Genomic DNA, 22,120 nt, shown 5'->3' with positions numbered 1-22,120 from the left:
TTGCGGTACACTGGGCGCTTTTTCGGGGGAGCCTGCCCTCCTCCCTTCCAACAGCCGAGAAGCCCATGCCGATCCGTCATTGCATCGTCCACCTGATCGACAAAAAACCCGACGGCACGCCCGCAGTTCTGCACGCCCGTGACACGGAACTGGCCGAGTCTGCAGCCATCGAAAACATGCTCGCCGACCTCAACGAGAGCTATAACGCCAAACAGGGCAAAGCCTGGGGCCTGTTCCATCCGGAATCCGGAGCGTTCCCGTTCAGCGGCTGGCTGAAGGAATACATGGAAGGCGGCAAGGACTTCACCGCGTTCAGCAAAGTCGCGGTCGAGCACCTGCAAAAGTTGATGGAAGAATCGAACCTGTCGGTCGGCGGCCACGTGCTGTTCGCCCACTATCAGCAAGGCATGACCGATTACCTGGCGATCGCCCTGCTGCACCACAGCGAAGGCGTGGCGGTGACCGACGAGCTGGACGTGACCCCGTCGCGCCACCTCGACCTCGGTCAACTGCACCTGGCGGCGCGCATCAACGTTTCCGAGTGGCAGAACAACAAGCAGTCCAAGCAATACATCTCGTTCATCAAGGGCAAGAACGGCAAAAAGGTTTCGGAATACTTCCGCGACTTCATTGGTTGCCAGGAAGGCGTCGACGGCCCGGGCGAGACGCGCACGCTGCTCAAGGCTTTCAGCGACTTCGTAGAAAGCGAAGACCTGCCGGAAGAATCCGCCCGCGAGAAGACCAAGACCCTGGTCGATTACGCCAGCAGCCAGGCCAAACTCGGCGAACCGATGGGCCTGGAAGAACTCTCCGAGCTGATCGACGAAGAACGCCCGAAAGCCTTCTACGATCACATCCGCAACAAGGATTACGGCCTGTCGCCAGAGATTCCGGCGGACAAACGCACCCTGAATCAATTCCGCCGCTTCACCGGCCGCGCCGAAGGCCTGTCGATCAGCTTTGAAGCGCACCTGCTGGGCTCGAAGATCGAATACGACGAAGAAGCTGGCACCCTGGTGATCAAGGGCCTGCCGACATCGCTCACCGATCAGTTGAAGCGGCGTAACTGATGCTCGGCAATGTGCTGAAGAAAGTTGCGCTGGTTCTGCTGGTGGTGGTGGTCTATCAGAACTGGGGCAAGATCGAGCGGGTGTTCAATCCGTCGCAGATGGTTGCAGAGCAGACGCGCGCGCAAGCCAACGTCGTGCTCTACGCCACCGACTGGTGCGGCTATTGCAAGCAGACCAAACGCTTTCTCGACAGCAAGGGGATTCCCTTCAAGGAATTCGATATCGAGAAGAATACCGAGGCGCGCAAGGCGTATGAGGCATTGGGCGGACGCGGGATACCGTTGATCGATGTCAACGGCACGTTGATTCGCGGATTCGACCCGGACGAAATCCTCGCCGCCCTGAAATAATCAATGTGGGAGCGAGCCTGCTCGCGAAGACGGCTGATCATTCAACACTGTTGTTGTCTGACACACCGCTTTCGCGAGCAGGCTCGCTCCCACAATGGATCTTTAGCGGGCTTCGATGCGGAAACCGAAACGCGGGAAGTGCACATGCACCACACCGCCACGCTCGTCTTCGCGACGAATGATCAACTCTTCGCGACCGGCAAACAGCAACTCACCCACCACCGGATCAACCCCGTAATCGGTCGCAGAGATCGCCACCTGCTGCCCAGCCTTGAACCCATTCGGATCTACGAACTGCTCATCCGGCAACGCCGCCGGTGTCGCGTTACGTGCAACCTCCAGCGCCTCTTCCGAAGTCATCGCACTCGCCGCGCCATGACCAAAACCCAGCACTCGGCCCAACCAGGCTGCAACCGCCGGATACTCATCCACCAGCGGAGCCGTGACATGCGTGGCCTTCAGGAACCACATGGGATGCGCCAGTGCAAAGTCGGCAATCGACGGTTCGCCGAACAGGAAGTCGCCCTGCTCGCGCTGTAACTGCTGCTCCAGGCGAGCCATGATCGTCGGCCATTGATGCTTGGCCTGTTCGGCGGACAAACGCGTGGCACTGCCACCCGAGAACAAACCTGCACGGTCGGCGAGAAACGCCTTGATCGCTTCCGGCGGCAGTTTGCCGAAGCGCACTGCCACTGATTCCGGTTGGAACACCAGACTCACCGCATGTTGAAACACCACCGAGTCAGCCCACGTGGCAAAACTGGCAGCGGTAAATTCCTGACCTTCGGGGAAGAACGCCGGCAACGCCTTTTCCTGCTCCAGGCGCCGCGCGATTAACGATGTGTCGCAATAGATGTCAGAGCCAATCTGCAGCACCGGCGTCTTGCGGTAGCCACCGGTCAGCGCGGTCAGATCCGGTTTCGGCATCACCGGCGAGATATGCACCGAGCGCCACGACAAGCCTTTGAAGCCCAGCAGCAGGCGGGCCTTCTCGGCAAATGGAGAAGTCGGGTAATGATGCAGAATCAACTCGGACATGCTCGGCTCCGCCGCTCAGATAATGAGCTGGCAGCTTAGCGTGCATTTGCTTAGCAGCCTACAGATCTGGCTGATGGGAACTGATCAGTCAGATTGATAAGACGCGACCAGACATTCCTTGGCGCTTTTCCTGAGTTTTTTGATTAACCGTTCCTGGCGCAGCGCATCGCTCTTGTCGCGGCACAGTTCGGTGTAGACCAGCGCCATCGCCGGGCTGGAGAGGAAGAACCGCGCGCCTTTGCCGCTTTGATGTTTGGCGAAACGGCGCACAGGGTCGTTGCTGATTCCGCAGTACAACGAACCATTGGCGGCGCGAACGAGGTAGACGAACCAGGACTTGCTCACCGGTTCGGCCACATCGACAGATTTTTCGCTAAGGCTGGTCACTTCGGGATCAAGACGTGTAGGAAACAGGCGGCGATCTTATCAGCGACCGGCCTGAAATGCCTTCAGTCCCTTCAATGCCTGAGCGCGTACGGCGTTGCGCACCAGCGGCGTCCAGCCCAGCAGCAGGCCCTTGAAACCCAGCGCCTGACGCGACCAGCGCCACAGATCAAAATGATCGTGGTGCTCGCAGATCTTGCCGTCACGGAACACGAAGCTGGCCTGGATATCGTTGATGACGATGTTGCCGGTCTGGCTGAACAGATAAGTCGCGACCCAATGCGCGCCGCCGCTGCGCTCGTCGGCGCGAACGTTGTCGAAGGTCAGCGAGAAGTCTTTGGCGCGGGTGGTGAGCATGCGCCACATGTCGCCGGCATCGCGCCCACGCAGTTCGCCGAAGGCCGGATCGCTGAACACTACGTCGTCGGTGTAGCAGGCGGCCATGGCTTCGGCATCCAGGCGCTGGAAGGCCTGGTAGAAGCGGCTGATCAACGCGGCGTGGGTTTCGCTCATGGGCAATCTCCAAAATAGGTACAGAGTGCCAGCACGATAATCCGCAATGCGCAGAAACACTATCGGCATTCGCACAGCGAATACCGAGAACACGCATAACCTTGTAGGAGTGAGCCTGCTCGCGATAGCGGTGTGTCAGTCAGCGCAACGTTGACAGGTATAAAGCTATCGCGAGCAGGCTCACTCCTACAGTTTGAACCGCGTCAGATTTTTTCGCTTTGCACTTGCACGTACAGCGCACGCCCGGCACCGAGGCCAGCAATGATCGCACCGGTGCCGATAATGCCAAAGATCCAGCCCACGGCATTCCAGCCGCCGGTCCAGTCATGCACCACGCCGACCGCGAACGGCCCCATCGACGCCAGCGTGTAACCGAAGCCCTGAGACATGCTCGACAGGTTCGCCGCGACATGGGAATCGCGCGAACGCAGCACAATCAACGTCAACGCCAGACTGAACGTACCGCCCTGCCCCAGACCCAGCAAAATCGCCCAGCCCCACAGGCCTTCGATCGGCGCGTACAGGCAGCCGAACAGACCGCCAAGGGTCAGCGCCATGACCACGACGATTGCCAGACGCTGATCCTTGCCACGGGTCGCCAGCCACGGCGCGGCCAGAGAACTGGCGAGCTGAATAATCACCGAACCGGACAACACCAGACCGGCCTGGGTTGGCGTCAGTCCACGACCGATCAGGATCGACGGCAACCAGCCGAAGACGATGTAGGCCAGCGATGATTGCAGGCCCATGTACAAGGTCACCTGCCAGGCCAGCGGATCACGCAGCAGACCGCGCACGCGATAGGCGACGTTGTGCGCGCCATGTTTCTGCCCGACTTGCGGCAACCAGAACAACGCAGCCACCAACGCCGGGATAACCCAAAAGCCCAGGCCGATCGTCCAGCTGCCACCAAAATGCTCGCTTAACGGCACGCTGGAACCGGCCGCCATCGCCGCGCCCAGACACAGGGCCATGGTGTAGACGCCAGTCATGGTGCCGGCATGTTTGGCGAAGTCGCGTTTGACGATGCCCGGCAAAAGCACGCCGACGATGCCGATGCTCGCGCCGCCCAATACGCTGCCGGCGAATAAGCCGATCTCGCCAAAGTTACTGCGCAAAATGATCCCGCCGGCCAATGTCAGCAGAATCCCCAGCACCACCCGTTCAGCGCCAAAACGCCGCGCCAGAATCGGCGCCAGTGGCGCAAACAAACCGAGGCACAACACCGGCAGCGTGGTCAGCAGACCGGCCTGAGCCGCCGACAAGCCGAGGCTTTTGGAAACGTCGCTGAGCAGCGGCGCCATGCTCGACAGCGCCGGGCGCAAATTCAGCGCCACCAGAATCAAGCCGAGCAGCAACAGCCACGGCCGCCGCACCAGCGGATGGCTTTGTTGCACTTGCTCGTCGTCGGCCTCGGCATCGATCAGCAGTTCTTCGAGCTCTGCCGTGCGTTTGGGGGTTGTGGATATCTCGTTGCGGGACATGGATTTCTCGGTTTCAAGGTTCATTGATCAATTGCCTCGACAAGGCTTTGGCCCGTTCCGGGTCGCGTTGCTCGACCGCATCGAGCAACGCGATGTGCAGGTCGAACACTTCCTGACGGCGCGGGACGATGTTCAGGGTCTGGCGCAATTGCGCGCCGACGATGCTGGAGAAATAGCGATACAGCTCACTGAGGGTCGGGTTGTGCGCGGCATCGACCAGACGACGGTGGAACACCAGATCGCAAGCAATGTAGGTATCGAGATCGCCGTGGTAGTGACTGCCGCTGGTGCCGAGTGCCTCGCGCAATGCGACGAGGTCTTCTTCGGTACGACGTGACGCCGCCAGGCCGATGGCCTCGACTTCGAGGATGTGGCGGGTCTCGCGCGCCTGTTCCAGCGAGCATTGCGATAGCGCTTTCAGGGTATCCATCGGATCAACCACTGCGCGCAGGTAACTGCCATCGCCCTGGCGAATCTCGATCAATCCGGAGAATGCGAGTACGCGCATGGCTTCGCGCACGGTGTTGCGGCTGATGCCCAGTTCGGCGCACAGCTCGGGTTCGGTCGGCAATCGCTCGCCGACCTGCCAGGCACCGCTGTTGATGCGCTGACGGAGTTGATCCAGGGCCTGATCGACCAGGGATCGTTTGATGAGTGGAGAAATGTCTGACATAGGATTCGCCCTTTCATCCAATCATAGGATGAATTTTCTGACATGTTAGTCAGACCCGTGTAGGACGGCAACCACCTAGGGTCAATCGGAGACACATGGAGCGGCATTTTCGATTGGTCAAAATTACCCTTTAAGGGTAATTTCAGGGACAGGGTTTTGGTTTCTTATGGAGAAGAACACACCCCATTACGACTTGGCGGTGATTAAGGCGGATGTCGTGCGACGCGGCAAAGAAGCCTTCACCCGACGCGCGCTGGAGACTGGCAGGGAAATGGGCATGTCATATGAATCAATGACGCATATCGTCTGCTCGCTTGAGCGGCGCATGCTTTACAAATCCATGACGTCCTACGCCAACCATCGCAACTGGCACGACGTTTATCACACCTCGTTTCGTGGTTTGGAGATTTACATCAAAGTGACTTACTGCTCTGGCGGTGGGCCCCCGGTAATCTCCTTCAAGGAGAAAAACACATGAGCAAAAGACCGTGCATCAGTTGCGGTACCGAAGACGGAATGAGTCATTTTCGAAATCGCAGTCTCACCGTCAATTACAAACAGTTTTCGCGGCTCGTGCACACTCTTGCCGGTTGGGAGTGCAGGGTTTGCGGTGAAATCATTTTTGACAAGGACACCGACAGCGCTGAACGCTACGTGGATGCCGGGGATCGTTTGCTCGAAGACTCCCTTCGACTTATTGGCGCCGAGATGAAACGCATCCGACTTAAGCTTCATCTCACCCAAAGGAATGCGGTGAAGTTGTTATCGGGTGGAGGACACAATGCATTTTCACGCTACGAGCGGGGCGAGCTTTCTCCTCCTCAACCGCTGCTCACCTTGATGCAACTACTGGATCGCCACCCGCATTTGTTGGCCGACGTACAGGCAGTCAATCAAGGTAACGATCTCAAGCAGCTAATGGCTGCGCGTTACCCAGAACACGAACCTGTATTGACCTCCTGACCCCGGACAAAATAAACCCGGAACTCAATCCGGGTTTATTTCAATGCCTGGACTCGATCAATGCAAAATCTGACTCAAGAACAACTTCGTCCGCTCATTCTGCGGATTATCGAAGAAGTCATTCGGCGCCGCTTGCTCAACGATTTCACCCTTGTCCATGAAGATCACGCGGTTGGCCACGGTGCGGGCAAAGCCCATTTCGTGGGTCACGCAGAGCATGGTCATGCCGTCTTCAGCCAGACCGATCATGGTGTCGAGTACTTCCTTCACCATCTCCGGATCGAGCGCTGAAGTCGGTTCATCGAACAGCATGATTTTCGGTTTCATGCACAGCGCGCGAGCAATCGCCACACGCTGCTGCTGACCACCGGACAGTTGCCCCGGGAATTTGTGCGCCTGCTCCGGAATGCGTACGCGCTCCAGGTAATGCATGGCGATTTCCTCGGCCTTGCGCTTGGGCATCTTGCGTACCCACATCGGCGCCAGGGTGCAGTTCTGCAGAATGGTCAGGTGCGGGAACAGGTTGAAGTGCTGGAACACCATACCGACTTCGCGGCGGATCGCTTCGATCTGCTTGAGGTCGTTGGTCAGCTCCACGCCGTCGACGACGATGCGGCCCTGCTGGTGTTCTTCCAGGCGATTGAGGCAACGAATCGTCGTCGACTTGCCGGAACCCGACGGCCCGCACAGGACGATACGTTCGCCCTGTTTGACGTTGAGGTTGATGTCTTTGAGCACGTGGAACTGGCCGTACCACTTGTTGACGCCCTGCATCTGAATAATGCCTTCAGGACCTACAGGCTTTTTGATTGCTTCACTCATTTACACAACTCCTAACGCTTGTGGCCAGTGTCGAGCTTGCGTTCCAGATGCATGGAATAGCGCGACATACCAAAACAGAAAATCCAGAACACCAGGGCGGCGAACACGTAGCCTTCGGTGGCCATGCCCAGCCATTTCGGATCGGCAGCGGCTTGTTTGACGCTGTTGAGCAGGTCAAACAGGCCGATGATGATCACCAGACTGGTGTCCTTGAACAGCGCAATGAAGGTGTTGACGATGCCGGGGATCACCAGCTTCAGGGCTTGCGGCAGGATCACCAGGCCCATCGAACGCCAGTAACCGAGACCCATCGCCGCAGCCGCTTCGTACTGACCTTTGGGGATCGCTTGCAGACCGCCGCGCACCACCTCAGCCACATAGGCCGACTGGAACAGGATCACGCCGATCAGTGCCCGCAGCAGCTTGTCGAAGTTCATGCCTTCGGGCAGGAACAGCGGCAGCATCACCGAAGACATGAACAGCACCGTGATCAACGGCACACCGCGCCAGAACTCGATGAAGGTCACGCAGACCACACGAATCGCCGGCATGTTCGAACGACGACCCAGCGCCAGCACGATCCCCAGTGGCAAAGCTCCTGCGATACCGACAGTGGCGATCACCAGGGTCAGCATCAGGCCGCCCCATTGGCTGGTCGCCACATTGGTCAGACCGAAACCGCCGTGCAGCAGGGTGAAGGCAATGATCGGGTACAGCACCAGAAAGCTCAGCCCGTATACCGCTTTACGCGGCACGCGCGAGATGAACAATGGCGCCGCGCCGATCACCGCCAGCCACACGGTCAGGTCGACGCGCCAGCGCAACTCCGTCGGGTAGTAGCCGTACATGAACTGGCCGAAACGCTGCTGAATGAACACCCAGCAGGCACCCTCCTTGGTGCAATCGGCGCGAGTGGTGCCGACCCAGTTGGCATCGACAATCGCCCAGCTGAGGATAGGTGGCACCACGAGGTAGATCAGGTAAAACGCAAACAGGGTCAGCAGGGTGTTGAGCCAGCTGGAGAACATGTTCGCGCGCATCCACGCCACCACGCCGATGCTGCTGTTCGGTGGGGGCATGTCGGGTTTGAAAGTATGAGTACTCATGCGCTTTTCCTTACCGCTCGATCAGCGCAATGCGCTTGTTGTACCAGTTCATCAGCAGGGAAATGCTGATACTGATCGCCAGGTACACGCTCATGGTGATGGCAATCACTTCGATCGCCTGACCGGTCTGGTTGAGCACCGTGCCGGCAAACAGCGACACCATTTCCGGGTAACCGATACCGGCCGCCAGCGAGGAGTTCTTCGCCAGATTGAGGTATTGGCTGGTCAGCGGCGGAATGATCACGCGCAGGGCTTGCGGAATGATCACCTTGCGCAGGGTCGGGCCGTTGCGCAGGCCGAGCGAACGCGCCGCTTCGGTCTGGCCGTGGCTGACCGACTTGATCCCGGAACGCACGATCTCGGCGATGAATGCTGCGGTGTACACGGTCAGGGCCAGGGTCAAGGCGAGCAGTTCCGGGATCAGCACCCAGCCGCCGACGAAGTTGAAGCCTTGCAGCTTCGGCATTTCCCAATGCAGCGGTGCGCCGAAGATCAGTGCGCACAACGCCGGGATCACCAGCAAAATCGCCAGGCCCACCCAGAACTTGTGGAACGGCACGCCGGTTTCTTCGAAGCGTTTGTTGGCCCAGCGCGTCATCAACACGATGCCGACAATGGCCACTGCGACGCTGATCACGAACGCCCAGAAACCGTCGGCAGCCAGCGCGGCCGGCATGTTCAGGCCACGGCTGCTGACGAAGAAGGTGTCGCCGAAGTTATGGCTGTTGCGCGGCCCCGGCATGGTCAGGAACACCGCGAAGTACCAGAACAGGATTTGCAGCAGCGGCGGAATGTTGCGGAACACTTCCACATACACGGTCGCCAGTTTGCTGATGATCCAGTTCTGCGACAGCCGCGCCACACCGATGATGAAACCGAGAATCGTCGCCAGAATCACGCCGATCACTGTCACCAACAAGGTATTGAGAAGACCGATGACGAAGACGCGGGCATAGCTGTCCGCTTCGGTGTAGTCGATCAGGTGTTGAGCGATGCCGAACCCGGCACTGCGCTCCAGAAAGCCGAAACCGGAGGTAATGCCCCGGTGCTGAAGGTTGGTTTGCGTGTTGTCGAACAAGTACCAGCCCAGCGAGACCACCGCCACAACAGTGATGATCTGGAATAGCCACGCACGCACTCGTGGATCGCTGAGGCTGAGCCTCTGCTTTGGTGCGCCGATTGAATTTTGCATGAAGTGCCCCGGAAAAAATGGAACAAGAACATCACCCGGCGGTTGGCCCGCCGGGTGATAGAACCATTAGCGCACTGGTGGTGCGTACTGAATGCCGCCGTTGTTCCACAGGGCGTTCAGACCACGGTCGATCTCCAGCGGAGTGCTCTTGCCGAGGTTTTTCTCGAAGATCTCGCCGTAGTTGCCGACTTGTTTGACGATCTGCACCACCCAGTCCTTCGGCAGTTTCAGGTCTTTGCCGTACTCGCCGTCAGCGCCGAGCATACGGGCGACGTCCGGGTTCTTGGTCGACTTGGCTTCAGCTTCGACGTTCTTCGAAGTGATGCCGGCTTCTTCGGTGTTGAGCAGCGCGTAGCCAACCCAACGGACGATGGCCAGCCACTCGTCGTCGCCGTTACGTACGACCGGGCCCAGTGGTTCTTTGGAAATGGTTTCCGGCAGCACCACGTAGTCCTTCGGCGAGGCCAGCTTGCTGCGCTGGGCGAACAGTTGGGACTTGTCGGAGGTCAGCACGTCGCAACGACCGGATTCCAGCGACTTGGCGCTTTCATCGGAGGTGTCGAAAGTGATCGGGGTGTATTTCAGACCGTTGCCGCGGAAGTAGTCGGAAACGTTCAGCTCGGTGGTGGTACCGGCCTGGATGCAGATGGTTGCACCGTCCAGCTCTTTGGCACTCTTCACGCCCAGCTTGTTGTTCACCAGGAAGCCGATGCCGTCGTAGTAGGTAATGAAGCCCGGGAATTTCAGGCCCATGCCCGCGTCACGCGAACTGGTCATGGTGGTGTTGCGCGACAGGATGTCGATCTCGCCCGATTGCAGCGCGGTGAAGCGCTCCTTGGCGTTCAACTGACTGAACTTGACCTTGGTCGCGTCGCCGAATACGGCAGCGGCCACAGCGCGGCAGACGTCAGCGTCGATCCCGAGGATCTTGCCGGTCGCGTCCGGTACCGAGAAGCCCGGCAGACCGTCGCTCACGCCACACTGCACGAAACCTTTCTTCTGCACTGCATCCAGGGTTGCACCCGCCTGAGCGAACCCGCTGACACCGAGTACTGTTGCTGCAGTCACGATGGCCAGGGTGGATTTCAACATCTTCATTCAAACCTCCAGTTTTGCTCTTGTTGTGTCGGAGCTTGAGTCCAGTCGCACCCTTTTGAGGCGTTGCTGACCCGTGTTGGCTTTTTTTGGGGTCAACCGACGTAAGACCTTCGCTATGAGTCTAGTAGGAGAAAATCCACATCATGGACAACTCACTTCTCACCAATCGGCCGAACGGGCTGTAGCCCTTTCACGTTCGCTAAGCCCGTAGCGGCCATTGGCGAACATCCATCACCGGATTCTTTGCAATCCCGTCGCGGGTCGTACACTGATAGTGTTACCGCCCACGCAAGATCGGTTGCACGGTTCAAGCCATAGCAAAGCCCGTACCACACCCGCCGCGGAATCGATTCGGCGACAGGTCAATAGCAAAACTTGTAACCTTGCGACATCTTCTTAACGGATCAACCGGACGCGCACTCGAATCACGCACTTAATGAGAGCGCCCGCACATATTTGGAGCAGACATGACCGAGCCCTTGATTCTTCAGCCTGTTAAGCCCGCAGACGCCTGCGTGATCTGGCTGCACGGCCTCGGCGCCGATCGCTACGACTTCTTGCCGGTAGCGGAAGCGTTGCAGGAAAGCCTGCTGAGCACGCGCTTCGTGTTGCCGCAGGCACCGACCCGTCCAGTGACGATAAATGGCGGATATGCCATGCCGAGCTGGTACGACATTAAAGCCATGAGCCCGGCCCGGGCGATCGATCGTGATGAGCTGGAAGCATCAGCGGATCGCATCATCGAATTGATCGAAAACCAGCGCGCCAGCGGAATAGACGCCTCGCGGATTTTCCTCGCCGGTTTTTCCCAGGGTGGCGCCGTGGTCTTGCACAGCGCATTTGTGAAATGGCAGGGGCCGTTGGGTGGTGTACTGGCGTTGTCGACGTATGCGCCGACCTTCAGTGATGAGATGGAGCTTTCAGCCAGTCAGCAGCGGATTCCCGCGCTGTGCCTGCACGGCCAGTTCGATGGCGTGGTGCAGAACTCGATGGGCCGCAGTGCCTACGAGCATTTGCTGAAGCATGGTGTCACCGTGACATGGCAGGAATACCCAATGGAGCACGAAGTGTTACCCGAGGAAATTCGCGACATCGGCGTCTGGTTGAGCGAACGTCTGCGCTAAGCGTCGAGATTAAAATCGCCCTTTGATCCCTCCCCCTACGCCGCGCCCGTTTCTTGCATTACACTGGCCGGCGTACATTCCTTAACCAATTGATGAGATGACCGTGCTCAAAGCACTCAAGAAGATGTTCGGTAAAAGCGAGGCTGAGCAGCTCGCGCCAGTTCCCAGTGCGCCGTCGCACGCCCCCGGTCATCGCAACGATGCGCCCCAGGCCGACCGCCCCGCTCATGTAGCGGCACCGAAGGCAGAACCGCAACCGGCACCGGCCGCGTCAATCGCCGCCGAACCTGCCCACAGCGAAGCGCCGAAACCGGCCAGACCGCGCCGCGAACCGAAGCCCAAGGCACCGGTAATTCCGTGGAAACTCGAAGATTTCGTTGTCGACCCACAGGAAGGCAAAACCCGCTTCCACGATTTCAAGCTTTCACCAGAACTGATGCACGCCATCCAGGATCTGGGTTTTCCGTACTGCACGCCGATTCAGGCGCAGGTGCTGGGCTTCACCCTCGCTGGCAAAGACGCCATTGGCCGCGCACAGACCGGTACCGGCAAAACCGCCGCGTTTCTGATTTCGATCATCACCCAGTTGCTGCAAACGCCGCCGCCGAAAGAACGCTACATGGGTGAACCCCGTGCGCTGATCATCGCGCCGACCCGTGAGCTGGTGGTGCAGATCGCCAAGGACGCTGCCGACCTGACCAAGTACACCGGCCTCAACGTCATGACGTTTGTCGGTGGCATGGACTTCGACAAGCAGCTCAAGCACCTCGAAGCGCGCCACTGCGACATCCTCGTCGCGACACCGGGCCGCCTGCTCGACTTCAACCAACGTGGCGACGTGCACCTGGACATGGTCGAAGTCATGGTGCTGGACGAAGCCGACCGCATGCTCGACATGGGTTTCATCCCACAAGTACGGCAGATCATTCGCCAGACCCCGCCGAAGTCCGAGCGCCAGACCCTGCTGTTCTCCGCGACCTTCACTGAAGACGTGATGAACCTGGCCAAGCAATGGACGACCGATCCGTCCATTGTCGAAATCGAAGTCACCAACGTCGCCAGCGAAAACGTTGAGCAACACATCTATGCGGTGGCCGGTGCCGACAAGTACAAATTGCTCTACAACCTGGTCAACGATAATGGCTGGGAGCGGGTGATGGTCTTCGCCAACCGCAAGGACGAAGTCCGCCGTATCGAAGAGCGTCTGGTGCGCGACGGTGTGAATGCTGCGCAGTTGTCCGGCGACGTGCCGCAGCACAAGCGCATCAAGACCCTGGAAGGTTTCCGCGAGGGCAAGATTCGCGTACTGGTCGCCACTGATGTGGCCGGTCGCGGCATCCACATCGACGGCATCAGCCACGTGATCAACTTCACTCTGCCGGAAGTCCCGGACGACTACGTGCACCGCATCGGCCGGACCGGTCGTGCTGGCGCCGATGGCGTGTCGATCAGCTTCGCCGGTGAGGACGACTCCTATCAGTTGCCGTCCATCGAAGAGAAGCTCGGTCGCAAGATCAGCTGTGAAACGCCGCCGACGCATCTGTTGCGTGCGGTTGAGCGCAAGCGTCCGCAGTAAGCGACGTTTAAAAGAAAAGCGCAGCCGGCAACGGACTGCGCTTTTTTTTCGCGCGGATTTTCATCAGATGCTTGCCCGACAAAACTAAAAGTCCATAATGGACAAATAAGTTTATGTTTGCATTTTCGGAGCCTGACATGTCCAGTACGCCCTACGTGATCGACCAGCATCAGGCTCGCGAGCTGCTGGCGCGCATCGATGTACCGCAGATATTGCGCAAGCTGTTTCGAGACCTCGCCGCCGGGAACGCTGTGCAGCCGGCGCAACAACTGGTGGAGTTCCCGCAGGGTGCCGGCGACTTCATCAACTATCTGGGCGTGCTGGCTGAAGACGGTGTGTACGGCGTGAAGACTTCGCCGTATATCGTTGGCGAGCACGGTGCGCGGGTGACGGCGTGGACGCTGCTGATGTCGATGAAAACCGGCCAACCGCTGCTGCTCTGCGATGCCGGTGAACTGACCACCGCGCGCACCGCTGCGACCACCGCCGTGGCGGTCGACGCCCTCGCGCCGCTGAATGCCACGCGACTGGCGATCATCGGCAGCGGCAAGGTTGCCCAGGCGCATTTGCACTACGTGAGATCGCTGCGCAACTGGCAGAGCATCAGCCTGTATTCGCCAAGCCTGGCCGCCGAAGCGCAAACCCAGGCACTGTTGAAAGCCATCACGCCCAATCTGAAGATCGCTGACAGCCGTGATGCGGCCATCGCCGAGGCCGACGTGATCATGCTGTGCACTTCGTCTGCCGGACCGGTGATCGATCCCGCCGCATTGAGCAAACCGGCACTGATCACCTCGATCAGCACCAACGCCCCACGCGCCCACGAAGTGCCGCCGCAGAGCCTCAACGACATGCAGGTGTTCTGCGACTATCGTCTGACCACGCCGGGGTCGGCGGGGGAGATGTTGATTGCCAGTGAACAGCATGGCTGGAGCCAGGATTCGATTGTTGGTGACCTCGCCGACTTGCTCAGCGAGAAAGTCCAGCGCCCGGGTTACGACCGTCACGTGTTTTTCCGCTCAATTGGCCTCGGCCTGGAAGACATTGCCCTCGCCAATGCGGTTTATCTCCTCCATCACCAGAATTAAGCCTGATGCAATCCATGTGGGAGCGAGCTTGCTCGCGAATGCGGTCTGACATTCACCGAATGTGTTGACTGATAGGTCGCTTTCGCGAGCAAGCTCGCTCCCACAGGGATTGCGTGTATTTTCATATTTCGAGCATCAGGAGACCTTCATGAGCCAGGCAGACTTCATCATCATCGGCGGCGGGATTGCCGGCGCTTCCAGCGGTTTCTGGCTGTCGCCGCACGGCAAAGTGATCGTACTCGAACGTGAATCCCACCCGGCCTATCACTCCACCGGGCGCTCCGCCGCGCTGTTCACCGCCGCTTACGGCACACCGCAAGTGCGCGCACTGACCCAGGCCAGCCGGGCGTTTTTCGACAACCCGCCCAGCGGTTTCTGCGAACACCCGCTGTTGACCCCACGCGGCGAAATGACCGTGGATTTCACCGGTGACGCTGCCGAACTCAACAACCAATACCTCAGCGCCAAAGCCACCGTGCCAGAAATGCAGTTGCTCACTGCCGACGAAGCCTGCGCGCGACTGCCAATCCTGCGCCGGGAAAAAGTCCATGGCGCGATCTACGATCCAAGCGCCAGCGACATCGACACCGACGCCCTGCATCAAGGTTACCTGCGCGGCATCCGTCGCAACCACGGCGAAGTGCACACCGATTGCGAAGTACTCGGCCTGAACCGCGACGCCAACGGTCTCTGGCACGTACAAACCAACGGCCAGACTTTCAGTGCGCCGGTGATCATCAACGCCGCCGGCGCCTGGGCCGACAAGGTCGGCGCACTGGCCGGCGCCAAGCCGCTGGGCCTGCAACCGAAACGCCGCGCCGCATTCATCTTCGCCGGCCCCGAAGGCGTCGACATTCATCACTGGCCGATGCTGGTCAGTCTCGACGAATCCTTCTACATGAAGCCTGACGCCGGCATGTTCCTCGGTTCACCGGCCAACGCCGACCCGGTCGAACCCCACGACGTGCAGCCGGAAGAACTGGACATCGCCATGGGTATCTACCAGATCGAAGAAGCTACCACGCTGACCATCCGCCGCCCGACCCGCACCTGGGCCGGGCTGCGCAGTTTCGTTGCCGACGGTGATTTGCTCAGCGGTTTCGATCCGCAGGTGCCGGGGCTGTTCTGGGTCGCGGCGCAGGGTGGTTACGGCATTCAGACTTCGCCGGCGATGGGCCAGGCCAGTGCGGCATTGGTGCGCGGCGAGCCTTTGCCCGAGCACTTGCGTGACTTCGGCCTGAGCAGCGCCATGCTCTCCCCGGCCCGCCTTGCCTGATCGTCCACCCGGATGACGCGCCCAACGGATTGCGGCACACTCGCTGCGCCTCCTGATCACGGGGGCGTTGACGCTGCCTGGAGCTCCACTGTCATGACCGTCCCTGAGTTCGACCCGGCGCTGGATAACTTCCGCGCCATCGCCGATGCCATCGCCACACTGTTCTTTCCGCACGCCGAAGTGGTGCTGCACGACCTGCGCACACAGAAGGTCGATTACATCGCCAACAACCTGTCCAAACGCGAGATCGGTGACGACTCATCGCTGGAAGACATGCTCAGCGAGGATGTCAGCGACCGCAATATCGGCCCGTACGAGAAGCTCAACTGGGATGGTCAGAAGATTCGCAGCCTGAGCAGCGTCCTGCGCGACAGTGAAGGCCTGCCGCTGGCAGTGCTGTGCATCAATCTGAATATTTCGCTGTTCGAGAATGCCAAGGCGGCGCTGGATCTGTTCCTCTCACCGAGCAAACTGATCCCGCAACCGGACTCACTGTTTCGCGATGACTGGCAGGAGCGCATCAACACTTTCCTCCACGCCTGGCTGCGTGAGCGGCAGCTGAGCCTGAATGTGCTGACCCGCGATCACAAGCGTGAGCTGGTGCTGGCGCTGCACGCCGAAGGCGCGTTCAAAGGCAAGAGTGCCTCGAACTATGTGGCCAATGTGCTGAACATGGGGCGGGCGACGGTGTACAAGCATTTGAAAGAGCTGAAGGGCTGAAGATCAAAAGATCGCAGCCTGCGGCAGCTCCTACAGGAGCACGCATTCCCCTGTAGGAGCTGCCGAAGGCTGCGATCTTTTCTATCAGTCGCCGTAGATATCGGACTTGAAGTACTTCTCGGAAATCTTCTGGTACTCGCCACTCGCGCGAATGCCATCAATCGCGCCATTCAACTGGCTGACCAACTCGGCATTGCCCTTGCGCACCGCAATCCCCGCGCCTTCGCCCACGTACTTCGGATCCTTCAACTCAGGCCCGACAAACGCATAACCCTTGCCGCGCGGCATCGACAGAAAGTCATTAAGCGGAATGGTGTCGGCAAAAATAGCATCAAGACGCCCCGCTGCCAGGTCCATGTAAATCTCTTCGTTGTTGCTGTAGCGCTTGACGTTGATACCCTTCGGTTCGAACACCTCGGTGGCATAACGATCGGTGGTGGTCGCGCGCTGCACGCCGATGTTCTTGCCTTTGAGGCTGGCGTATTGATCATCAACGGTGGCGCCTTCCTTCATCACCAGGCGCGAGGATGTGAAGTAGTACTTATGAGTAAAATCCACCGACTTCTTGCGGTCTTCGTTGATGGTCATCGAGGACAGCGCCATGTCGATTTTCTTCACTTTCAGCGAAGGAATCAGGCCATCGAACTCACCCTCGACCCACACGCACTTGACCTTCATCTGCGCACACAAAGCGTTGCCGATGTCGTAGTCGAAACCAACGATTTCGCCCTTGTCGGTTTTCGAGGCGAATGGCGGGTAAGCGGCTTCGATACCGATGCGCAGGGTTTGCTCGGCGGCGAACACGCTGGCGCAGGACAACAGGCTGAGGGCCAGACCGGTGATGAGGGGAAGTTTCTTCATGTTCGTTCTCTCGCGGGTTTGTTGTTGGTTTGGCAAGATGAAGAAGAGCAGCTGCAAGCGGGGAGCTTTGAGCGGCAAGAATGAAGCTTTTTTGTACTTGGAAATCCATATTGGACTTATAGGTACAAGCCGTCAATCAGGGAGAAGAGAGTGTCTGCGAAGTTTTTGGTGTTGCAGATGACCCCTTCGCGAGCAAGCTCGCTCCCACATTGGATTTGTGCACGACACAGGTCCCATGTGGGAGCGAGCTTGCTCGCGAAGGCTTACTGAAGGGCGCTACAGGAATTACTTTTTCCAGCGATCCGCCGCAGCATGATCACTGTCCCGCCCTTCAACCCAACGCGGCCCGTCGCTGGTGTTCTCTTTCTTCCAGAACGGTGCGCGGGTTTTCAGGTAGTCCATGACAAAGGCGCAGGCATCGAAGGCGGCCTGGCGATGGGCACTGGCGGCGCCGACAAACACGATCGGCTCGCCCGGTTCCAGCGCGCCGATGCGATGCAGCACTTCCAGTTTCAACAGCGGCCAGCGCTGTTCCGCTTCAACGGCGATCTTGCCGAGGGCTTTTTCGGTCATGCCCGGATAGTGTTCGAGGAACATCCCCGCCACATCGAGGCCGTCGTTGAAGTCGCGCACATAGCCGACAAAGCTCACCACCGCGCCGACGCCGACATTGGCCGCGTGCATTGCGTTGACTTCAGCGCCCGGATCGAACGGCGTGGCCTGCACACGAATCGCCATGGCTCAGCCTCCGGTCACGGTGGGGAAAAACGCCACTTCGTCGCCATCGACCACCGGCTCGTCGAGCTGGCAGAGGTCTTCGTTGCGTGCGCACATCAGGTTCTGCTCGCTCAGCACCTCGGCGCCGTCACGTTGCGCCAGCAGTGCTCGCACGTCGTCGACGGTAGCGAAATCACCTTCAACCTTTACCGAATCCACGCCCAGCGCTTCACGGTAACGGGCAAAAAACTTCACGGTCAGGTTCATGGCTGCTCCGCTTGAAAGTGCCCGCTCTTGCCACCGACCTTCTCCAGCAGGCGTACGCTTTCGATGGTCATGCCGCGATCGACGGCTTTACACATGTCGTAAATGGTCAGGGCGGCAACACTGGCAGCGGTCAACGCTTCCATCTCGACGCCGGTCTGCCCGGAGAGTTTGCAACGGGCGACGATGCGTACGGTGTCTTCACCGTCGGCACTGAGCTCGACTTTGACGCCGGTGAGCATCAGCGGGTGGCACAGGGGAATCAGATCACTGGTTTTCTTCGCCGCTTGAATGCCGGCAATGCGCGCCACGGCGAACACGTCGCCCTTGGGATGGCCGCCGCTGACGATCATCTGCAGCGTTTCGGGGAGCATGCGCACCAGCGCTTGGGCCGTCGCTTCACGGAACGTCACGGCTTTTTCGGTGACGTCGACCATGTTGGCGCGACCTTGGGAATCGAGATGAGTCAGCACGGGATTACTCCTGATCAGGAGCGTGGATTGTAAACCTGCGGGTCAAATTTCCGCATCATTGATTATGAAATCACCACCATCCCTGTAGGAGTGAGCCTGCTCGCGATAGCGGTCTGATATTCACCACTGATGTCGACTGATCGACCGCTATCGCGAGCAGGCTCACTCCTACATTTGGATTTGTGCAGGGCCATAAAAAACCGGGCGGCTTTAGGGCCGCCCGGTTTTGGTTGAAGGGTTACAAATGCGATTCGGCGTATTCGGCCAGAATCGAGCGAGGTACGCCTTGCAGGGTGATGTGCACCCCGTTCGGGAAATCCTTGAAGCGTTCGGTCAGGTAGGTCAGCCCGGAGCTGGTCGCGGACAGGTAAGGGGTGTCGATTTGTGCGAGGTTGCCCAGGCACACCACTTTCGAACCGGCGCCGGCACGGGTGATGATGGTTTTCATTTGGTGCGGCGTAAGGTTCTGGCATTCGTCGATCAGGATCAGGCTCTGCTGGAAGCTGCGACCACGAATGTAGTTGAGCGATTTGAACTGCAACGGCACTTTGCTAAGGATGTAGTCGACGCTGCCATGGGTGTTTTCGTCATCCATGTGCAAGGCTTCGAGGTTGTCGGTGATGGCGCCCAGCCACGGCTCCATTTTTTCCGCTTCGGTGCCGGGCAGGAAGCCGATTTCCTGGTCCAGGCCCTGCACGCTGCGAGTCGCGATGATGCGGCGATAACGCTTGCTGACCATGGTCTGCTCGATCGCAGCGGCCAGCGCCAGAATGGTTTTACCGGAGCCTGCGGCCCCCGATAGATTGACCAGATGAATGTCCGGATCCAGCAACGCGTACAACGCCAGACTCTGATAAATGTCGCGTGGCTTGAGACCCCAGGCTTCTTGATGCAGCAGCGGTTCCTGGTGCAGATCGAGGATCAGCAGCTTGGCCTCATCAATCTCCTTGATCCAGCCGACAAAGCCCTGTTCATCAATGATGAACTCGTTGATGTGTACCGCCGGCAGGTTGTCGATCAGTTGCACTTGATGCCAGGTGCGGCCGTGATCCTGACGCGTATCGACCTTGCTCACGCGATCCCAGAAAGAGCCGGTCATGTTGTGGTAGCCGTTGGGCAGCAGGGACACGTCATCGACCAGTTGGTCGGTGCTGTAATCCTCGGCATCAATACCGCAGGCGCGCGCCTTGAGGCGCATGTTGATGTCTTTGGTGACCAGCACCACCGGTTTTTTCGGGTCGCGGGTGTGCAGATCGATCAGTTGGTTGATGATTTTGTTGTCGTTCAGATGCTCGGGCAGAATCAGATTCGATTCGGCCTGTTTGCTCATCAGAATCGACAGCAAGCCCTTCGGCCCGCCCTTGCCGCGCTGGATCGGCACACCCAGTTCGACATCTTCGGGGGACGCATCGCCCAGGGTCTTGTCGATCAGCCGGATGGCCTGACGGCATTCGGCGGCCACGCTGTGATGCCCGCTCTTGAGCTTGTCCAGCTCTTCAAGCACGGTCATCGGGATCGCGACGTGGTGTTCTTCGAAATTCAGCAGGGCGTTTGGATCGTGAATCAATACGTTGGTATCGAGTACATAAAGGATTGGCTGGTTGGAGGAAGGGCTACGTCCGTGATCATCCATACTCGGTCACCTTTGTCAGAGCCAGTAGACGCAATACCTGAGCGGTGCTGCGCCTCGAAGTGACTGCCGAAATCTCACCTGCGGAGATTCAAGTGACTGCAAACAAACGGGTCTTGGAAGACGCCACCTGTGTTGCAGGTTTCGGCGGTCTGTCTTCGTAATACTCCAAAACCGATGACATAAAAAAGTACTTTGACGGTTTTTTTAAGTTTATTTTGCAGAGTGACGAAAAGCCCTTGGCGGACTGCCCAGACCCCGCTAAAGTCGGAAGTCCGCCTGCACCGAATCCTGCAAAAAAATCGCCCCAAGCCCAATGTTTCCGGGCTTTCTTCGTTTCTCAGCGAAAAGCGTCCTGACAGTCTTCCCAACCAATGCCGCTCTGCGCGGTTTGCGTGATCAGCCACGGCAACGAGGTCTTCACCGCGTCCTGCTTCATGTTGAAATTGATCACCCCGTGACGCCACAGCAACATCAGGGTCAGCACCCGTTGCGCGCTCGGTGCGCCCTTGAGTTTGCCGGCGCCGTCCTGGGCGTCTATGTCCCATAACGCGACTTGCAAGCCTTGGGTGTTGAAGAAACCTTGCGCATCGCTGCGGCGTTGCCCTTCTGGCGGACGGAACAGCGGCACATAGTTTTCCGGCAACTTGTTCTTCACCAGATCAGCGCTGCGCCGCACCGAATCCTGCCAGTCCTGCCAGTGGCTGTGGGAACGGAACTCCCACCCCTGCACGCCGACGCACTGTTTCGAGAAACCGGCTTGCAGGCTGCTGACCGAGCGATCAGCAAGTCGCGCCTGAATATCCTTGCCCAACACAAAGAATGTGCCGCTCAGGTTTGCCTTGCGCAGGTATTCGGTGAGCCAACCGGTGTTGTCCGGTTGCACGTTGGCGGCGCTGTCGAAGGTCAGCAGAAACAAGCGGTCGTGCATCTCGTCGCCATTACGCTCGTAGTCGCCGAAACGATCGAATTCGTTGCTGGTCTGCGGCGATAACGCAGCCTTGCGCATCAACTCGTCCAGATACTGCAGATGGAAGATACGGCTCGGCTCGGCCCACTTGGTGTAATAGCTGTCATCGCTGACCACGAACTTGGCGGCTTGCTCGCGCAAGGTCGGCAGGTCTTCGACGAGGAAACAGAACGAGGCGTCCTGATCGCAGCTTTGCTGGGCGAAGTTGTAGTTGGCCAGCAGGCGCTGCCAGAGGCGTTGGCGCAGAATGTTGACCGCATCGATATTGACCGTGCGCAAGCCCAGACGCTGCGCCAGAGCGGCCTCATCCATCGACTCGGTGCCCAGCAGGACACGGGCGAACATGAGGATTTCCGCCCGTGAAGCCACGTCAAACAGCGTCGGATTACTGAGCTGCTCGGGCCAGGTGCTGCGATCCAGCGTCGCTACATCGCCCGGCGCCGCGATGGCACCGAAGCTCAACAGCCACGCGGTGAATAAAAGAACAATGCGCAAAAGGGATGTCTCCATAACAAAACCCGCGCGGCACTATAGCTGATGTGCAAGGCGGAAGGACGCCGCCCTCACCCCAGCCCTCTCCCGGGGGGAGAGGGAGCTGACCGAGTATCGCTTTCGATATCCGCCAATCGGAACTACCGAGTCGAACTCAAATTTTGAAATCAATGAGATCGGCTCCCTCTCCCTCCGGGAGAGGGCTGGGGTGAGGGAAAAATTCCACCAGCCGTCGC

At 59.0% G+C, this 22,120-nt stretch carries 24 protein-coding genes; 9 read left to right on the top strand and 15 right to left on the bottom strand.

All coding sequences use genetic code 11. The annotated features are described in order from the left end of the window. The first annotated feature begins 65 nt into the window (after positions 1 to 65). Both yejK and GTU76_RS18290 read left to right on the top strand, forming a co-directional pair. Positions 66 to 1,070 carry a nucleoid-associated protein YejK gene (yejK, locus tag GTU76_RS18295; protein WP_007909053.1) on the top strand — a complete coding sequence of 335 codons (1,005 nt, stop codon included), beginning with the start codon at positions 66 to 68 and terminating at the stop codon, positions 1,068 to 1,070. After that, positions 1,070 to 1,420: a glutaredoxin family protein gene (locus tag GTU76_RS18290; protein WP_175555275.1), complete on the top strand. Its 351-nt coding sequence runs from the start codon at positions 1,070 to 1,072 to the stop codon at positions 1,418 to 1,420. Before yejK ends, GTU76_RS18290 begins: the two co-directional genes overlap by 1 nt. A gap of 102 nt (positions 1,421 to 1,522) precedes the next feature. Here GTU76_RS18290 and GTU76_RS18285 read toward each other — a convergent pair whose 3' ends face one another. The 5 genes from GTU76_RS18285 to GTU76_RS18265 form a co-directional block, all read right to left on the bottom strand. Beyond that, the gene (locus GTU76_RS18285; protein WP_180699252.1) at positions 1,523 to 2,458 is read right to left on the bottom strand and encodes a glutathione S-transferase family protein; all 936 of its coding nucleotides are present in this window, start codon (positions 2,456 to 2,458) and stop codon (positions 1,523 to 1,525) included. A gap of 84 nt (positions 2,459 to 2,542) precedes the next feature. Beyond that, the gene (locus GTU76_RS18280) at positions 2,543 to 2,845 is read right to left on the bottom strand and encodes a GIY-YIG nuclease family protein (RefSeq protein WP_175555277.1); all 303 of its coding nucleotides are present in this window, start codon (positions 2,843 to 2,845) and stop codon (positions 2,543 to 2,545) included. A gap of 39 nt (positions 2,846 to 2,884) precedes the next feature. Then, positions 2,885 to 3,355, bottom strand: a complete 471-nt coding sequence (locus tag GTU76_RS18275) for a nuclear transport factor 2 family protein (RefSeq protein WP_180699251.1) — start codon at positions 3,353 to 3,355, stop codon at positions 2,885 to 2,887. 203 nt (positions 3,356 to 3,558) lie between these two features. After that, a complete protein-coding gene (locus GTU76_RS18270) occupies positions 3,559 to 4,863 on the bottom strand; it encodes a CynX/NimT family MFS transporter (protein WP_175555278.1) in 1,305 nt (434 codons plus the stop codon). Next, the gene (locus tag GTU76_RS18265; RefSeq protein WP_180699250.1) at positions 4,853 to 5,512 is read right to left on the bottom strand and encodes a FadR/GntR family transcriptional regulator; all 660 of its coding nucleotides are present in this window, start codon (positions 5,510 to 5,512) and stop codon (positions 4,853 to 4,855) included. Before GTU76_RS18265 ends, GTU76_RS18270 begins: the two co-directional genes overlap by 11 nt. A gap of 166 nt (positions 5,513 to 5,678) precedes the next feature. On the opposite strand from GTU76_RS18265, the gene GTU76_RS18260 reads away from it, so the two are divergent. Together GTU76_RS18260 and GTU76_RS18255 are read left to right on the top strand one after the other, a co-directional pair. Continuing rightward, positions 5,679 to 5,990 (top strand): type II toxin-antitoxin system MqsR family toxin, encoded by a 312-nt coding sequence (locus tag GTU76_RS18260; RefSeq protein ID WP_016985005.1) that lies wholly within the window; start codon positions 5,679 to 5,681, stop codon positions 5,988 to 5,990. Further along, positions 5,987 to 6,475 carry a type II toxin-antitoxin system MqsA family antitoxin gene (locus GTU76_RS18255; protein ID WP_016985006.1) on the top strand — a complete coding sequence of 163 codons (489 nt, stop codon included), beginning with the start codon at positions 5,987 to 5,989 and terminating at the stop codon, positions 6,473 to 6,475. The genes GTU76_RS18260 and GTU76_RS18255 overlap by 4 nt, the downstream gene beginning before the upstream one ends. A 57-nt stretch (positions 6,476 to 6,532) precedes the next feature. On the opposite strand, the gene GTU76_RS18250 is transcribed toward GTU76_RS18255, so the two are convergent. From GTU76_RS18250 to GTU76_RS18235, 4 genes are all read right to left on the bottom strand, one after another. Continuing rightward, complete coding sequence (locus GTU76_RS18250; RefSeq protein WP_008080191.1) at positions 6,533 to 7,297, bottom strand: amino acid ABC transporter ATP-binding protein; 765 nt, start codon at positions 7,295 to 7,297, stop codon at positions 6,533 to 6,535. An 11-nt stretch (positions 7,298 to 7,308) separates the two neighbouring features. Then, positions 7,309 to 8,403 (bottom strand): amino acid ABC transporter permease, encoded by a 1,095-nt coding sequence (locus GTU76_RS18245; RefSeq protein WP_016985007.1) that lies wholly within the window; start codon positions 8,401 to 8,403, stop codon positions 7,309 to 7,311. 10 nt (positions 8,404 to 8,413) lie between these two features. Continuing rightward, positions 8,414 to 9,595: an amino acid ABC transporter permease gene (locus tag GTU76_RS18240; RefSeq protein WP_016985008.1), complete on the bottom strand. Its 1,182-nt coding sequence runs from the start codon at positions 9,593 to 9,595 to the stop codon at positions 8,414 to 8,416. Positions 9,596 to 9,661: 66 nt separating this feature from the next. Next, a complete protein-coding gene (locus GTU76_RS18235) occupies positions 9,662 to 10,693 on the bottom strand; it encodes an amino acid ABC transporter substrate-binding protein (protein WP_007914328.1) in 1,032 nt (343 codons plus the stop codon). A gap of 467 nt (positions 10,694 to 11,160) precedes the next feature. On the opposite strand from GTU76_RS18235, the gene GTU76_RS18230 reads away from it, so the two are divergent. From GTU76_RS18230 to GTU76_RS18210, 5 genes are all read left to right on the top strand, one after another. Next, positions 11,161 to 11,817, top strand: a complete 657-nt coding sequence (locus GTU76_RS18230; protein WP_016985009.1) for an alpha/beta hydrolase — start codon at positions 11,161 to 11,163, stop codon at positions 11,815 to 11,817. A gap of 97 nt (positions 11,818 to 11,914) precedes the next feature. Beyond that, entirely contained in the window at positions 11,915 to 13,393 is a 1,479-nt protein-coding gene (gene rhlB / locus GTU76_RS18225) for an ATP-dependent RNA helicase RhlB (RefSeq protein ID WP_016985010.1), read from the top strand. Positions 13,394 to 13,530: 137 nt separating this feature from the next. After that, positions 13,531 to 14,481 carry an ornithine cyclodeaminase family protein gene (locus GTU76_RS18220; protein WP_016985011.1) on the top strand — a complete coding sequence of 317 codons (951 nt, stop codon included), beginning with the start codon at positions 13,531 to 13,533 and terminating at the stop codon, positions 14,479 to 14,481. A gap of 148 nt (positions 14,482 to 14,629) precedes the next feature. After that, complete coding sequence (locus GTU76_RS18215) at positions 14,630 to 15,757, top strand: NAD(P)/FAD-dependent oxidoreductase (RefSeq protein WP_180699249.1); 1,128 nt, start codon at positions 14,630 to 14,632, stop codon at positions 15,755 to 15,757. Positions 15,758 to 15,850: 93 nt separating this feature from the next. Next, the gene (locus tag GTU76_RS18210; protein ID WP_180699248.1) at positions 15,851 to 16,477 is read left to right on the top strand and encodes a helix-turn-helix transcriptional regulator; all 627 of its coding nucleotides are present in this window, start codon (positions 15,851 to 15,853) and stop codon (positions 16,475 to 16,477) included. 84 nt (positions 16,478 to 16,561) lie between these two features. Here the strand turns inward: GTU76_RS18210 and GTU76_RS18205 are convergent, their stop codons facing one another. The 6 genes from GTU76_RS18205 to GTU76_RS18180 all read right to left on the bottom strand — a co-directional run bounded on the left by GTU76_RS18205 (position 16,562) and on the right by GTU76_RS18180 (position 21,902). Next, a complete protein-coding gene (locus GTU76_RS18205; protein WP_175555288.1) occupies positions 16,562 to 17,338 on the bottom strand; it encodes an ABC transporter substrate-binding protein in 777 nt (258 codons plus the stop codon). A gap of 285 nt (positions 17,339 to 17,623) precedes the next feature. Next, positions 17,624 to 18,076, bottom strand: a complete 453-nt coding sequence (gene moaE, locus GTU76_RS18200; protein ID WP_016771590.1) for a molybdopterin synthase catalytic subunit MoaE — start codon at positions 18,074 to 18,076, stop codon at positions 17,624 to 17,626. A gap of 3 nt (positions 18,077 to 18,079) precedes the next feature. Next, complete coding sequence (locus tag GTU76_RS18195; protein ID WP_016985014.1) at positions 18,080 to 18,322, bottom strand: MoaD/ThiS family protein; 243 nt, start codon at positions 18,320 to 18,322, stop codon at positions 18,080 to 18,082. Then, complete coding sequence (moaC, locus tag GTU76_RS18190) at positions 18,319 to 18,792, bottom strand: cyclic pyranopterin monophosphate synthase MoaC (RefSeq protein ID WP_016985015.1); 474 nt, start codon at positions 18,790 to 18,792, stop codon at positions 18,319 to 18,321. Before moaC ends, GTU76_RS18195 begins: the two co-directional genes overlap by 4 nt. Positions 18,793 to 19,030: 238 nt before the next feature. Then, positions 19,031 to 20,425 carry a PhoH family protein gene (locus GTU76_RS18185; protein WP_007914309.1) on the bottom strand — a complete coding sequence of 465 codons (1,395 nt, stop codon included), beginning with the start codon at positions 20,423 to 20,425 and terminating at the stop codon, positions 19,031 to 19,033. Positions 20,426 to 20,762: 337 nt separating this feature from the next. After that, entirely contained in the window at positions 20,763 to 21,902 is a 1,140-nt protein-coding gene (locus GTU76_RS18180) for a polysaccharide deacetylase family protein (RefSeq protein ID WP_409077491.1), read from the bottom strand. Positions 21,903 to 22,120: the final 218 nt, after the last annotated feature.

Source organism: Pseudomonas crudilactis, from assembly GCF_013433315.1.
In the GTDB taxonomy this organism is placed as follows: Bacteria; Pseudomonadota; Gammaproteobacteria; order Pseudomonadales; family Pseudomonadaceae; genus Aquipseudomonas; species Aquipseudomonas crudilactis.
The sequence above is the reverse complement of the archived record's forward strand: the minus strand, read 5'-3'. Positions and strand labels throughout refer to the sequence as shown.